Source organism: Vibrio renipiscarius (assembly GCF_000827885.1).
GTDB classification, from domain to species: domain Bacteria; phylum Pseudomonadota; class Gammaproteobacteria; order Enterobacterales; family Vibrionaceae; genus Vibrio; species Vibrio renipiscarius.
The window spans coordinates 739,200-754,499 of the sequence record NZ_JTKH01000006.1; the positions used below are offsets into that span (position 1 = coordinate 739,200).

A 15,300-nucleotide genomic window follows, 5' to 3' on the forward strand; every position below is an offset into this window, starting at 1 on the left:
TATCGAATTATTTATGTTTTCCAACAATTCTTCTGAAAAGCGAATGCTCTTTGTTGATAGCGTTGTTTCAATATAGTTCTTAAAGAAAAGTAAGTTGGTTGTTTGCTTTTTTTCTTAATCTTTTCAAATTTTGCAAGTTTTTCAGGTGTTGTTGTTAGTTGATATACTTTAGGTTTTTCTTGTTCTAATATGGCTATATCAGTTAACATTTCAGCTTCAATTTTTGAATCTAGGCTGATAAATTTGCATTTTTTAATCAAATTCATAGCGTCTTTTATTAGTGATTTTTCTTCATCAGAACACTTGCTTCTGCTGTTGTTTATCGTCCAATCGAATAAATTAATCAATGCATATTCTGAGACAATTTGATTACAATAAACTGTCTCATCTTCACTCAAAACAAGCTCAACAAGTGAACCAAGTTGATACAGTTTTCGAAATGATTTTATTTCTAAAATGGCATTAGAATCTCCTGTGATTACGATTCTTTTTTCTCGAATTGATCTGTTCTTAGCCGCTTCTTTTTTCTTTTTTTCCTTTTCTTGATCTTCCATTTTTCAATTCCTTTTTATGTTGTTTTTTGATCTTTTTTAAACAAAAACTCGTCAGAGTTTGCGTTAGCACCCGAAGTGGTGACAGTCATTTTTTGAAAAATTTTTCGTGAAAAAATTTTCAAAAACCGAATGATTTCAAAAAAACAATTGTTTGAAAACTTGTCAAAGTTTGAGTTGTTTTTTTGTAATCGTATTCGGATAAAAGCCCTCTGCAAGAGCAAGTTCGCATTACGGAATATTGTCGTAGAAAAGTGTGTATTGAGCGTAGCGAAATACTCGCTTTTTTATCGGCATATTTCGTAAACACAATCGTAAAAATTAACGGCATATATCGTAGATAAATGTAGTTAATTTTGTAGCGATGGTGTGTATGCGGTCTAACTTGCCTGTCACAAAATAATACGTTTTGTTTTTATGTGTCGTAAAGACTCTTTTTGGACGATTATTTGTGCATATTTTATAACTACAAGATACCATGTGAAATTGTTTTAAAGAAATAATAAAGTAATACTATGTTTTGATTTTTAATATATAAAAGAAAAATTAAAAAATTATCATTTCTATTTTCTACTTTAATAAGTTTAATGCTTAATATCATACATTGTTGCAAATAAAAATCCCATGACAGTGATGTGCTATATACTTAAAAAGGAGTTTGTAGTGACCAGTGTAATTATAATGATGATTGTGTTTATGTCATTTGCAACAATCGTAAGTTATTCTGTGATGTCTTTAAATAATACTGTTATTATTTCGTCACAAATTTATCAACAATCTGATGAGATGAAAATGATTAGAATGTTTAATAAAAAAGTAGATACCAATTGCGGGAAAATGGAGCTATTTTTTTGCCAATTGGTGTTGCTGGTGATAATTATCATACGCTATCCTGATAGCTTTGGTTTTTCACTAAGAAACAAAGATGGCAGAAATTATATGTATTGTCCTTATGGATTTTGATTTCCTGTTTGCTTCACGTTTTAATTTTATATTATTATCAATAGGCGCTTGTGAAAGTTGCTGTAAGAAAAATCCCACGTTGAGCGGTGTTTATTTTGTTAGTATCACCAGTGTTATTGAATTATTATTAAAACGATCCTTGCCAAGCTGAGGATTTTACCTAGAAACCATTGTGAGAATGTTCTCATAAACCTTAACTATTCCTTGTCAGTTAAGGTTTTTTTTTGCCCTTTACGCTTTGTGGTGTTATTGACATACTAGTATTTTCTTGGGCACCCCAGCGGGCGATATGTATCGTTCACATCCAGAGCGAAATCGTGCCGATTACGATCCAAGAACTCGCCCTTGGTATATTGATGCAAATAAAGCAGGCCGCCAAATCATTACGACTGCCTACCAAGATGCCATCACAGGCGCTTTATTGGTTTCGATTGCAGAGCCGGTCAGTGTTAATGGTGTAAAAGTCGGGGTTGTTGCGGCGGATGTATTGTTGGATCAATTGATTGATGATGTGATCAGTTTGGATGCCGGTGACAATGCTTATGCGATGTTGATCGATAAGCAAGATGGGACTTTCTTGGCCCACCCGAATAAAAGTTTACTGCTAAAACCTGTGACGGCACTTGGACCACAGATGACGATGTCCGTTATTGAACGTTTAGCCAATGCAGGTGATATCGAGATCGTAGAAAAAAATGGGGCAGAGAAGCTCTATTACTTCAAGAACGTACCTGATACCGATTGGATGTTCGCGATTGAGATGGATCGAGCGACAGAACAAGCCGGTCATAGTGAGCTACTGCAAGAGCTGATACTAACGGCCATTGTGATTACGATATTTGTTGCTTTGGCGGTGTCTTGGTTAGTGAGCTTTTTGTTCCGCGATTTATTGCGCGTATCGAAAGCACTCGATGAAATTGCATCAGGCGATGCGGATCTGACGCAACGTTTGGTACCAAATAGCCAAGATGAGGTGGGTCGTCTCGCGGTCAGCTTCAACACTTTTGTTGGTAATATGCATCAGATGGTCACGACCTTAAGCAATGTTTCAACGGCGCTTAATGGTCAAGCGAGCGATACAGCGAAGCAAGCTGAAGATCGCCGTGTACGCATTCGTACTCAGCAAGATGAAATCAATATGGTCGCGACGGCTATTAATGAAATGGCCGCAGCCACGCAAGAGATCGCAGGCAATGCAGAAAATACTGCGCAAAATGCCACTGAAGCGGTCGGCGCATGCACCCATGGCAGTTCGCAAGTGACACAAACTCAAAGCTCGATTCAGAATCTAGCGCAAGAAGTGGTCGTTGCTACCCAAGTCATTCAAGAGCTCGAAAGCCATGGAAACAGCATTAACTCTATCTTGGCAACCATTCAAGGTATCGCAGAACAAACCAACTTGTTGGCGTTGAACGCGGCGATTGAAGCGGCGCGTGCCGGAGAGCAGGGCCGTGGATTCGCTGTGGTTGCAGATGAAGTGCGTGTACTTAGTAAGCGCACTCATTCTTCAACGCAAGAAATTCAGCAAATGATTGAGACACTGCAAGCCACAACGGCTCGCGCGGTAAGCATCATGGGCGACAGCCGTATGCTGGCCGATACCAGCGTGCTCGATGCCGATTCAGCCGCTGTTAGCTTGACGCAAATCCATACTACGGTTGAAACGATCAGTGATATGGCGACACAAATTGCATCAGCTGCGGAAGAGCAGGCGTCAGTCACATCAGAAATCACGCGCAACACCGTCGGTATTCGAGATGTTTCTTTTGAACTGGCGGAAGAGGCGAACTTGGCAGCGGACCAAGCGGTGAAACTGTCTGAACTCTCTCAAGAGTTAGAAAGTGAAATTCGTCGCTTTAAGTTGTAATTCTTCTGCCTAATTCAGCGAACGCAAAACCCGGTTTATACCGGGTTTTTTTACTTTTCGGTTATGCAATTTTGAGGAAGTGTAATTTCCTAAATGGAAAAGTGTGTTTCTTTTAATTTCAATTGTGGACACGCATCGCGCGGTTTAAAATCCATAAAAATTATAAGGAATAACCCATGTCCAACTCTCTTAATGCTTTTCAACAACGTATTCATTCAATTGTTACGGATGCGAATCTTAACCCTAAGCAAAAGAACCAATTTTTAGCTTTAGAAGCAGAAGCAAACTTGCCATATATGCCTATCTCAGATGAGATCGCACAGGCAATGAAAGAGGGTATGTTATGTGACATGTTCGAAGGTCACGCACCATTTAAGCCACGCTATGTACTGCCTGACTACGCGAAGTTTCTTCAGCAAGGTTCAGAGTATCTTGAGCTAGCAGCCGCACAAGATTTTGATGACGCGTTGAATTTGCTGACCATCATTTACCATCACGTGCCTTCTGTAACCAATATTCCAGTGTATCTTGGCCAGTTAGATGATGTGCTGATGCCATTTGTCGGCGACTTAAGCGATGAGCAAATCTACACCAAACTAAAACGCTTCTGGATCATGCTAGACCGCACTTTGCCGGATGCCTTTATGCACGTCAATATTGGTCCAGCGGACAACATCATTTGTCGTACGATCCTTAAAGTCGATGCCGAGCTAAAACAAATCGCGCCAAACCTTACCTTTATGTACGATCCTGCGATCACGCCAGATGATTTGTTACGTCAAGCGGCATCAAATATTTGTGAGTGCAGCAAGCCCCATATCGCTAACTACCCAATTCATGCTCAGACATACGGCGATAAGAAATTCGGTATTGTAAGTTGCTACAACTCACTGCCATTAGCGGGTGGTTCAAACACACTTGTGCGTATGAACCTAAAAGAAGTCGCTAAAGCGTCAGAAAACAGTGAAGACTTCCTTGCGACGGTATTACCAAAATACTGTGCATTGATGATTGAATTAATGGATGCGCGTAGCAGCCATCTACACGAAGACTCAAATTTCTTTAAAGGCTTCTTAACGCAAGAAGGCTTGATTGAAGAGTCACGTTTCGCGCCGATGTTCGGTATTTACGGTATGGCTGAAGCGGTGAATACGTTACTTGATAAAGAAGACAACGCAGCGCGCTACGGTCAAGATGACGCGGCAAACCAAATGGGTCACCGCATTTCTGCAAAATTGGCAGAAATTGTTGAGAACTCGCCGGTAAAATATGGTCTTGAAGGTCGTGCACTACTGCATGCACAAGGTGGTATTAGCCTTGATGAAGGTGTCACTCCAGGCGTACGTCTTCCTTACGGTACAGAACCTGATCCAGTAAGTTACATTCAAGCGAATGCGGCTCACCACCAGTACTACACATCTGGCATCAGTGATATTCTTACGATTGATGAAACGGTAAAATCAAACCCTGAAGCGATGTACAACCTATGTAAAGGCGCACTGGCGCTGGGTTACCGTGAGTTTACGGCGAACGTTGCCTCTAACGATTTGATTCGTGTGACGGGTTACATGGTGAAACTGTCTGATATTGCGAAATTTTCAGAATGTGGTTCTCGCACCAATACGACTTGGTTAGGCACAGAAGCGGCAGAACGCACGGGTATTTTAGACCGTACGGCACGTGTTGTTAGTATGGAAATGTCACCGACTTACCGCTAATTGGTATCGCTAACGTAATGAGTCATACAGTGGAAAAACAAGCCGTTGTGAGTCGGATTTTGAATTTTTCTTGTGTGGATGGACCAGGCAATCGCCTGGTCATTTTCCTACAAGGATGTAACTTCAATTGTCTCAACTGCCATAATCCCCATACGATCAATTACTGCAATGATTGCGGTGATTGCGTGGAAGGATGTCCGACAGGTGCTCTGTCTTTTGGGCAAACGTCTTTTGGGCAAACCGAATCGCAGGCTAAAAAAGTTATTTGGGATGAAGCCAAGTGCACGCACTGCGATCAATGTGTCGATGTGTGCGGCAATAAGTCCAATCCTAAAGTGAAGCATTACACGGTAGAGCAGATCCTCTCGATTATTCGCAAGCAGCAGTTTTTCATCAGTGGTATCACGATTTCTGGTGGGGAAGCGACGGTGCAACTGCCGTTTATCGTTGACCTATTTAAAGCCATCAAATCGGATGCGGGCTTACAGCACCTCACTTGCTTTATCGATAGTAACGGTTATTTAAGTGCGACAGGCTGGCAGCGCGTCATCCCCTATATGGATGGCGCAATGATCGACCTTAAAGCGTGGCAGAACGACACCCATTTGTGGTTGATTGGCCGCGATAATCATAAAGTGATCGCCTCCATTAAGCTGTTGGCAGAGGCGGGTAAATTGCATGAGTTACGCTTACTGCATATTCCGGGTAAGAGTGATTTGGACAGCGAGATCGATGCCGTTGCTCAATTGATTATGGACTTACCAGTTGATGTTATCGTCCGCTTAAATGCTTTTCAGCACCATGGCGTGATAGGTGAAGCGTTGACGTGGGATAAGTGCAGTGAGGCGCAAATGACAGCGTTTCATCATGCGTTGCAATCTCGAGTACCTCATACTTTACAACTGCCTCGCGTTTATATGTAGTTTGCCTTTTCGCTAGGTGTATTGCCCATATTCGCCGGTCAAGACATGATCAGCATCTGAAGCGCTTAAATAAATGAATATCGGCGCTTCTATTTTCCCTGTTTTTTTCAGTCTCACTTCTCTCCAATCTTGATGCGATTTCGTGCTGACGCTTAGTCCGCATTGCGATCCGCTTTAGCAACTGACGCACGGTTAATCGGTCTTCGCTTGGTTAACTCACTAATTTAGCATGCAGCCATTGCAGCGCAGGGTCGTTCAAACTCACCGCATTCCAAACCAAGCTATACGCGACTTTTCCATATTCAAAAGGTAAGGGTTTTTGCACCAGACCTTGAGCTTGATACGCGCATTGTGCCCACATTTTTGAGCAGGTTAATAGATGTGTCGTGTGGTGGCACATCACTGCGGCCGCACCAAAATCGGAGACAGACATGGCCATTGTTCGCGTGCCATGCTGTTGCTTTAAATTTTGTTCAAAATAGGGCTCAGACAAATCTCGATCGTGGATTCCGATATGCTGGAAAGCCAAATAATCAGGAATGGAAAGTGTCGTATTCGCCAAAGGGTGGCTCGGGTTCATCAAGCAGACCATTTCATCAGCAAATAATTGCTGCCACACCAATTCACGACTTTTTGTGGGCGGCTGACTAATGTCGTGCGGCAAAATCATAAAATCGACCTGCCCACGGATCAGCGCGTCAAAACTCATTTGTTCTTTCGCATAAACGTTGATCTGATTGGCTTGCGGTAATTGCTCACGTATTCGGCTAATTTTATCTGCAAATAACTCAAAGGTGCTTTCTCGCATTGAGAGCGCAATCGAACCGTTAAATTGCGCAGGTCTAAATTCACCTTGATGCAAAATGCCATTCATACTGGCTAATATTTTATGAATTTGCGCTGCGATGCCAAGAGCGAAAGGCGTCGGGACTAATTGAGAACCGTCACGATAAAATAGCTCATCGTTGAGTTGCTCTTTGAGTTGCGCCATTGTTTTACTCACGCTAGAAGGCGTGACGCATAAAGTCTGTGCAGTACCAGTGACACTGTGAGTTGTGAGCATCACATGCAGTACCGTTAAGTGCTTTAGGCTGATGCGAGAAAGGGCGATAAAATCCATAAGTAGCGACAGATAGGCTGTACAAGTGGCTATTATAGACTGAAGCGGTAGATAGGAAGAAGGGTTAACGTGTTAAATCCGTTTATGGCGTTATGGCGTTTATGGAATAGTTGAGAAAGTTTGGGGTGGGCAAGGAAAGAATAAGTAAGCGAATAAAAACGCGCTCGTAAACCAAGCGCGTTTTAAAAAAGCATGGCAATCGTAAGAGACCGATTTAGTCTATCAAACCATACTGAGAACTCAGAATGTCGACGATTTCTTGTTTAGGATTTTCACTCAACACGATCGCTTTGCCAGTGATTTTCTCAGCAATGGCGGTGTAGGTTTTGGAGATATCCATTAACGCTTCAAGCGGTAAAATATTGTTCTTGGCGAGCGCTTCACGCTCTGGCATGCGATCTTTATTCAGTAGAATATCGGGATCAGGAAAATGGTTCAGCAAGAACTGGCGGAAACCCTCTTTCGAGTTTTCAACAATATGGCCTTGTTGGTAGGCTTGTTGATCCCAGATGCGAGATGAATCTGGCGTGCCCACTTCATCCATATAGATGAGCTTTTCATTGCCCGCCGCATCATTGACATAACCAAACTCAAATTTGGTATCAACGAAGATTTGATCGACCTCTGAAAGTGCTTTACTGATCACACCAAAGCCTTCGCTTAGCAGCTTTTCATAGATGGCAATATCATCCGCATTGCTGAAATTAAAGGCGGCGAAGTTATCTTCGATGTTTTGACGGGTGATATTCACATCATCCGCTTCCGGTACGCCGGCAATGCCTTTCAAAATACCTTTGGTTGATGGTGTCATCAGTAGGTGAGGAAGCGCAGTATCTTTTTCAAGATTATCTGGTAATTCAATCCCACAAAACTCGCGCTCACCTTTGCTGTAAGCGCGCCACATCGAACCCGTAATATATTGACGACAAATCGCCTCAATCATGATGGGTTTGGCTTTTTGTACGATCCAAACGAGTGGGTGAGGAATATCAAGAATGTGGCTGTCAGCCAAGCCATTTTCTCTAAACAATTTAAACCAATGGTTTGAAATCGCATTGAGAGCGGCACCTTTACCCGGTACGCCTTTTAGGCCACCTTCACCGTGCCAAATACAATCGAAAGCGGAGATACGATCGCTGATCACCATAATAGCCAGTGGCGCGTCAGGTGCAACGTCATAACCTTTTTCTTGGATAAGACGTTTGCTGTCTTCTTCTGTTAGCCAGTACACAGAGCGAACTTTGCCGCTGTGGACAGGTTTATGGGTGCGAATAGGGAGATCGTCGTTAACGGCGAGGACTTGGTCTGCGAGACTCATGAGATATTCCTATCGTTGACATGAAAATGAGTTAACCGATGAGCGCATCATACCCAGAAATTTGTTTTGCTTCCAGATAAAAAGCAATCGTTTGCGTAAAAAGTTTAGCGCCGCTGATGAACATAAGAATGGGCTCGGTTTTTCCGTTGGGGGAGGCGATGTCATAGAGAAGGAAGGCCTCCCAATAGAGAGGCCAAAAGCAATGCTGCAAATCGTCGAGCTTAATTAGTGGTACTGGTTTACTCTGCCCTCAACGAAAAAGACTTCACAGCCATGGGATTGCGCTAAATTTTGTAGAAGCGATTGATTAATGCTGTCGATTTGATTCGACGCGACGACCGCACTGGCGTTGCCGGATTGAATTGCTTTTATGACAATCTCTAATTCAGATTGAGAATTGGAGGATTTTAATTGAATGATCTTCTGACAACGCACGTTCGACGCTGAGAATTGAGCGTGGTTGGGGCGAGGGCACTCTGCGGTAAAGAAGATCCACTGCTGCTGTATAGAAAGACCCGCTAAACGATTCAAGACTGAGTCTGCAATATTCATTGGCTGAGTCGGTTGTGCCAAAACATTGTACTTAGAGTAAGTGTGACTGTGAGCGTGTGAATGAATCATAATAACTGTCCTTATATACATGCTGTATGTGTATACAGTAGTTATTTTGCCTGTTTTGGTCAAGCGCTATGTTCGATTTATAAACGAGTTTTTCGTTATTTATCGACTTTTATCAACGTAAAGCATTGAGTTGTAGGTGTTTTTTATTTTGATGCGCGAGGGGGCTAACCATTAGAATGTGACGAGTTACACATTCTAATGGTGGTCATATACAGGTGTTTTATTGGGGAGGGGCTGAGTGAGTGGTTTCTCAAACCTTATTATGACAGCGTTTACCCAAAGCTCTCTATTATGCAGAGAGCTTTTATGTAGAGAGCTTTGCTGTCTATCATTCTTGTGGTTTGTCTGTGCGTGATTACATCGATGCCGTCAGAAATCGATGCGGATAGTCACTAAAAATAGCATCCACGTTTTGCAGATGTTGCAGTTGTTTTGGATTATTGACGGTAAAACACCACACCTGATATCCCGCTTGTTGTAACGCAGAGATTTGTTTTTTGTTGGTGTTTCTGACATTGAGGTTGCAAGCCACAGCGTTGATTTCTTTGAGTAATTGCCAATCTTGGGTTGAGAGCTTTTCACTTAATACCGCGATAGGGTAGCCAAGTTGTGCGTGGTGCACGTGACGCAGTATTTGATGATCAAAGCTTGAGATCAGGATTCTCTCTTCAGGTAATGCGAATTGCTCTAGTTGACGCTTCAATTCATTCACAACGACGTCATAATCGTCAGTATCCACTTTGATTTCGATGTTCAAGCCAATATTGAGCGGCTTAATTAACCGTAGCAACTGCTCTAAGGTCATGATGGGCTGAAAATTAAATTGTGGTGAGAACCATGCACCAAAATCAAATTGTTGCAGCTGTTCTAAGGTGTAGTGATCCACTCGCCCAAAGCCGTTACTACAGCGGTCGATGGTGTGGTCATGGCAGACAACAAGGTGCCGATCTCGGGTGGGTTGAACATCCACTTCGATCCATTCTAAACCCATGTCTATTGCGGCTTGAATACTCACGAGCGTATTTTCAGGATATTGCCCAGCGACACCTCTGTGTCCGACGATGGTAATCGGCATTTTATGACTCTTATTGAATGGGTAAAGACGGTTTATTTTAGAACGAATGGGGCATTCCGGAAATGATTATTGTGTGCGCGTGATCGGCAAAAATTGCGCATAACCTGAATTTAAGTCGAGATAAGAAAGTCTTTTAAGCCGTGAGAGAAAAAGATGAAGTTTACTCGGTTCGTTGAAAAGCATGACGTAACTCACATTCTCTCTCTATTTGAAACGACCATTTTGGATATCACATGGACTCGTAAAATTATCACATTAAAACAATTAGTTATTGATGAATTTCGCGATTATCTAAGAGGAAATAGCGACGCCATTATTTCTGAATTACCACGTGGTGAGAAAGGGCGCATTTTAAGCGGGCGGGTTTACCGCTAGTGTGTGTTAATTTTTTGTTGGTGATGTGGTGCGTAATGGTTTTATTTTCGATGCTCCATTTAGCGTATTATTCAAATTTTCACAAATTATCATCACTTTTCTTCTACTTAAATTATCAAAATGAGCCATTTAACCTATAAATAATGCGTTTATAGGTTAATTGTTGGTCTGTATTGGTGAGTTCAACGAAAATACCGATAAAGTTCTACCTCATTGAAGCTTGAAAGGAATGTAAAAATGAAAGGATTAACACTGGTTTCAACGTGTGCTCTTATATTAGGAGGCTTCTCATTTGTTGAGAATGCACAGGCGGGAGAGCAGTACATTACCATTGGGACTGGCGGTCAGACGGGCGTTTACTATGTCGCCGGTCAATCGATTTGCCGTTTCGTAAATAGAGGTGGCGATGATCACAATATTAAATGTAATGCCCCGGCCAGTGGCGGTGGTGTGGCGAACGTCAATGGCCTTCGTAGCGGTGAATACAATTTTGGCATCATGCAGTCTGATCACCAATACAAAGCTCTTGAGGGCGTAGCGCCTTTCCAAAACCGTGAGCCAATGGCGGATATTCGCGCGGTTTTTTCACTACAAAGCGAAGTGTTTACGATTTTGGCGCGCAAGGATGCCGATATTACCAAACTGGATGACTTGAAAGGTAAACGAGTCAATATCGGCAATCCAGGCTCAGGCCAACGCGATACGTTTGAGCAAGTGATGGAAGTGAAAGGCTGGGAGCCTTCAGTATTTAGCCTCGTGTCTGATTTAAAACCGGCAGAGCAAGCATCAGCGATGAGTGACAATAACATTGATGCGATGAGTTATTTTGTCGGTCATCCAAATGGCGCGATTCAAGAAGCGTCAACGACAACCGATGCTCTATTAGTCGCGGTGACAGGGCCTGAAATTGATCAGCTTCTTGCGGATAAAGCCTACTTCACTAAAGCGGTCATTCCTGGTGGGATGTATCGTGGCAATCCTGACGATACCCCTTCGATTGGTGGCAAAGCCGTACTGTCTACCACAGCGGAAACCGATCCTGAGTTGGTATACCAATTGGTGAAATCAGTGTTTGATAATCTCGACCGCTTTAAGCGTCTGCATCCCGCTTTTAAAGATCTTAAAGAAAGCGAGATGATCGAGGTGGGCTTGTCAGCGCCTTTGCATGAAGGCGCAGCACGCTACTACAAAGAACGTGGTTGGTTATAAATGTATTTCACTCCGGTAGCAGGTAATTGCGGCCAATAGGAGATCGCGTTAAATAAAAGGTTTCCCTTTTTACTAAGTCTTAATCAAACACGTGTTAAGGCTTAGTCTTTTTATCTTATATAAAAACAATTAGAGAATAGTTATGGATAGACCGATATCTACAGCGTCGTCTCCGACGTCGGCTGAAGAATTGATCGCCCAGGATTTTGGGGCTCGATTGCCTGGCGGCATTATGGAAAAAACCATCGCATCATTGGCATTGCTTTGGTCACTCTTTCAACTTTGGATTGCTTCGCCATTGCCATTTATTGTGGGTTTTGGTGTGATGAATGACACTGAAACGCGTGCCATTCATTTAGGCTTTGCCCTGTTACTGGCGTTTCTAGTGTTTCCCGCTTTTAAGCGTTCACCCCGTGATCGCGTACCCGCTATCGATATGATGTTTGGCTTGATTGCTTGTGCATCATCTCTTTACTTATTTGTGATGTATGAAGCACTGGCACAGCGCCCAGGTAGCCTCACGACAGAAGATTTTATTGTGGCTTTGATTGGTCTTCCATTGTTATTGGAAGCCGCGCGACGCGTGCTGGGCCCCGCACTCCCTCTTATCGCCCTTGTCTTTATCGGTTACAGCCTGGCGGGTCCTATGATGCCGGGTATTTTGTCTCATCGAGGTGTACAGTTAGATGCGTTAGCAAACCATCAGTGGATCACTACCGAAGGTGTGTTTGGTATTGCGTTAGGCGTTTCGACCAGTTTTGTGTTTCTGTTTGTTTTGTTTGGCGCGTTACTAGAACGGGCAGGGGCAGGGCATTACTTCATCCAACTTGCCTTTAGTATGCTGGGGCATTTACGTGGCGGCCCGGCGAAAGCAGCGGTTGTGGCATCCGGTTTAACGGGCTTGATCTCAGGATCTTCAATTGCCAATGTGGTGACGACAGGAACGTTTACCATTCCGATGATGCGTAAAGTGGGTTTTAGTGCAGAAAAGGCCGGAGCGGTCGAGGTGGCGTCATCGGTTAATGGCCAAATTATGCCGCCAGTGATGGGGGCTGCGGCGTTTTTGATGGTGGAATATGTGGGTATTCCATATGTCGAAATCATCAAGCATGCCTTTTTACCTGCCGCCATCTCATACATTGCGCTCTTGTATATTGTTCATCTAGAAGCCTTGAAACTGGGCATGGAACCGTTAGAGACCACACACTCAAAACCTTGGCTCGCACGTTTAACGGGCTTTGCCTTTGGGGTGACATTGGTGAGTGGTTTGTCGCTATTGGTCTACTATGGTTTGGGTTGGCTAAAGCCGATGATGGGGGATTATGCTCTGCAAGGCGTTGCGGTATTGCTGGTGGTCAGCTACCTCGGTCTGCTGCGTATCGCTGCGAATAACGAACCACTGGCAGAAGAAGACCCTGATCGCCCATTAGATCAGCTCCCGAATACCCGACATGTATTACTTTCCGGATTGCACTATTTGTTGCCTGTCGTCGTACTGGTTTGGTGCCTTATGGTTGAGCGGTTATCTCCGGGATTATCGGCATTCTGGGGCTCAATGATCCTCGTCGTTATTGTACTGACGCAGCGTCCGCTTCTAAACTGGATGCGCAAAGACGGTCGACATGACTACGGCAGTTTCAAAGAAGGGTGTGTTGATTTGCGAGAAGGCTTGATTGCCGGTGCTCGTAATATGATTGGGATTGGTATTGCTACGGCAACGGCGGGCATTATTGTTGGCGCAGTCTCTCAAACTGGTGTGGGCCTTGTTTTAGCCGATTTGGTTGAGATGTTGTCGATGGGTAACTTGCTTCTGATGTTACTATTAACCGCCGTACTGAGCTTGATTCTTGGTATGGGGCTGCCAACCACCGCGAACTATATTGTGGTTTCGAGCCTCTTAGCGCCGGTGATTGTAACGCTGGGTGAACAGCACGGACTGATTGTGCCGTTAATCGCAGTGCATTTGTTTGTGTTCTATTTTGGTATTATGGCCGACGTGACGCCTCCGGTTGGTTTAGCCTCTTTTGCCGCCGCCGCGGTCTCAAAAGGCGATCCGATCAAAACGGGCTTAACCGCGTTCTATTACAGTTTGCGTACCGCCGCGTTGCCATTCCTGTTTATTTTCAATACAGACTTGTTGTTGATTGATGTTGATCTGTTTCATGGTATCGTCATCTTCATTGTCTCGACGATAGCCATGCTGATTTTTGCCGCGGCGACGCAAGGGTGGTTCTTAACGCGAAATAAATGGTATGAAGGCGTACTCTTACTCTTAGTCGCTTTTACTTTGTTTAGACCGGGTTATTGGGTTGATTTGGTGATTGACCCTTATCAATCAAGCAATCCTAAAGTGATGGCGCAGACGTTAGAATCTTTAGAGCCTGGCGGCGTATTAAGAATGCGAATCAGCGGCGAAGACAGCGTGGGTAAAATGCGTGATTTTTCGGTGTTGCTCGAAGTGCCAGAAGGTGAAACAGGGCAAGATCGCTTAGATACATTAGGCATTGCCACCTACCAGCATGATGGCCAAACCTTGATTGATGTCGTGGGCTTTGCCAGTCCAGCGGAAGCCGCGGGACTGCAATTTGATCAGCAAATCGTCGATATTCGGGTTCCGATTGAGCGCGTGCGTAAAGAATGGATGTGGATCCCTGCGTTATTGTTGTTTGGCTTCGTGGTTACACTGCAACGTCGAAGAGTCGCGAGGACGGCGATACCTGTCGCCGCCTAAAATCGGTAGGTCGTTTAATCGAAACAGTGTTTAAATTTGAAACCCGGCAGTGCCGGGTTTTTTCATTATGGTTAATTAAGCCCCATCAATTGATGACTAGTGCTTGTACTGATAATAATTGCGATTTAGAATCGCATCCTTCTTGGCTGTGTAAGAAAAAAAATGTCGAAAATATTGGTCGTTGATGATGATGTCGAACTGAGCAAGTTGATCGCTGAAGTATTAACGTTAGAGGGCTATCAAGTCGAATGTGCTCACTGCGGTGAAAGCGCCTTGCAATTTATTGAAAAGAACTCCGTTGATCTGGTGTTGCTTGATGTCATGTTGCCTAAATTAAATGGGTTACAAGTTGCACGCCGTATTTGCCAACGTTTTGCGACGCCAATATTGATGTTAACAGCATTAAATGATGAATCATCGATGCTGGAAGGGTATCAAGCCGGCGCGGATCAATATGTCGCCAAACCCTTCAAAGTGCCGGAGTTACTCGCGAGAATCAAAGCTATTTTTCGTCGTGTCGGGTTAGAAAAGCAGCGCCAAAGCTACCATTCTGATGAGCATGGTTTTTCAGAATCCGTCTCCGGTTTGCCGTTTACGGGCACAGAAGCAGATCTACTGAACTATTTAATGCGCAATGAAGGGGTCGTCATTTCAAAAGCGCAGCTACAAATTGAAGTATTGAAAAAAGAGCTCAGCCCTTTTGACCGCAATTTAGATATGCACATCAGCAATGTACGTCGTAAACTGGTGGAAGCCGGTATGTCTAAGCAGCATATCAAAACGGTACGAGGTAGAGGCTACAGTTTTGTCGCCAGTGTTCGGGAGTAAT

12 protein-coding genes and 1 pseudogene are annotated in these 15,300 nt (G+C 43.7%); 8 read left to right on the top strand and 5 right to left on the bottom strand.

The window, feature by feature from the left end; translation table 11 throughout:
* Positions 1-11: 11 nt before the first annotated feature.
* Positions 12-554 carry a hypothetical protein gene (locus OJ16_RS06510; protein ID WP_040988546.1) on the bottom strand — a complete coding sequence of 181 codons (543 nt, stop codon included), beginning with the start codon at positions 552-554 and terminating at the stop codon, positions 12-14.
* Between the two features lie 660 nt (positions 555-1,214).
* Here OJ16_RS06510 and OJ16_RS06515 point away from each other — a divergent pair.
* From OJ16_RS06515 to OJ16_RS06530, 4 genes and pseudogenes are all read left to right on the top strand, one after another.
* Positions 1,215-1,514, top strand: coding sequence for a hypothetical protein (locus OJ16_RS06515; protein ID WP_152613829.1), 300 nt, complete (start codon positions 1,215-1,217; stop codon positions 1,512-1,514).
* Positions 1,515-1,776: 262 nt separating this feature from the next.
* Positions 1,777-3,381: pseudogene (locus OJ16_RS06520) on the top strand (methyl-accepting chemotaxis protein); the annotation flags it as partial.
* A 176-nt stretch (positions 3,382-3,557) separates the two neighbouring features.
* On the top strand, positions 3,558-5,099 hold the full coding sequence (locus tag OJ16_RS06525; protein WP_040988551.1) for a YjjI family glycine radical enzyme: 1,542 nt from the start codon (positions 3,558-3,560) through the stop codon (positions 5,097-5,099).
* Positions 5,100-5,116: 17 nt separating this feature from the next.
* Positions 5,117-6,022, top strand: coding sequence for a YjjW family glycine radical enzyme activase (locus OJ16_RS06530; protein WP_040988553.1), 906 nt, complete (start codon positions 5,117-5,119; stop codon positions 6,020-6,022).
* A gap of 211 nt (positions 6,023-6,233) precedes the next feature.
* On the opposite strand, the gene OJ16_RS06535 is transcribed toward OJ16_RS06530, so the two are convergent.
* The 4 genes from OJ16_RS06535 to OJ16_RS06550 form a co-directional block, all read right to left on the bottom strand.
* The gene (locus OJ16_RS06535; RefSeq protein WP_082030219.1) at positions 6,234-7,142 is read right to left on the bottom strand and encodes a LysR family transcriptional regulator; all 909 of its coding nucleotides are present in this window, start codon (positions 7,140-7,142) and stop codon (positions 6,234-6,236) included.
* A gap of 214 nt (positions 7,143-7,356) precedes the next feature.
* The gene (locus tag OJ16_RS06540; protein ID WP_040988557.1) at positions 7,357-8,460 is read right to left on the bottom strand and encodes a phosphoribosylaminoimidazolesuccinocarboxamide synthase; all 1,104 of its coding nucleotides are present in this window, start codon (positions 8,458-8,460) and stop codon (positions 7,357-7,359) included.
* A gap of 225 nt (positions 8,461-8,685) precedes the next feature.
* Positions 8,686-9,081 carry a SulA-like leucine-rich domain-containing protein gene (locus OJ16_RS06545; protein WP_040988558.1) on the bottom strand — a complete coding sequence of 132 codons (396 nt, stop codon included), beginning with the start codon at positions 9,079-9,081 and terminating at the stop codon, positions 8,686-8,688.
* A 355-nt stretch (positions 9,082-9,436) separates the two neighbouring features.
* The gene (locus tag OJ16_RS06550) at positions 9,437-10,156 is read right to left on the bottom strand and encodes a glycerophosphodiester phosphodiesterase family protein (protein ID WP_040988559.1); all 720 of its coding nucleotides are present in this window, start codon (positions 10,154-10,156) and stop codon (positions 9,437-9,439) included.
* Between the two features lie 153 nt (positions 10,157-10,309).
* On the opposite strand from OJ16_RS06550, the gene OJ16_RS06555 reads away from it, so the two are divergent.
* The 4 genes from OJ16_RS06555 to OJ16_RS06570 all read left to right on the top strand — a co-directional run bounded on the left by OJ16_RS06555 (position 10,310) and on the right by OJ16_RS06570 (position 15,299).
* A complete protein-coding gene (locus tag OJ16_RS06555; RefSeq protein WP_040988560.1) occupies positions 10,310-10,531 on the top strand; it encodes a hypothetical protein in 222 nt (73 codons plus the stop codon).
* A 237-nt stretch (positions 10,532-10,768) separates the two neighbouring features.
* Positions 10,769-11,740 (top strand): TAXI family TRAP transporter solute-binding subunit, encoded by a 972-nt coding sequence (locus tag OJ16_RS06560; RefSeq protein ID WP_040988562.1) that lies wholly within the window; start codon positions 10,769-10,771, stop codon positions 11,738-11,740.
* Between the two features lie 142 nt (positions 11,741-11,882).
* Complete coding sequence (locus OJ16_RS06565; protein WP_040988564.1) at positions 11,883-14,471, top strand: TRAP transporter permease; 2,589 nt, start codon at positions 11,883-11,885, stop codon at positions 14,469-14,471.
* A gap of 162 nt (positions 14,472-14,633) precedes the next feature.
* On the top strand, positions 14,634-15,299 hold the full coding sequence (locus OJ16_RS06570; protein WP_040988565.1) for a response regulator transcription factor: 666 nt from the start codon (positions 14,634-14,636) through the stop codon (positions 15,297-15,299).
* Position 15,300: the final 1 nt, after the last annotated feature.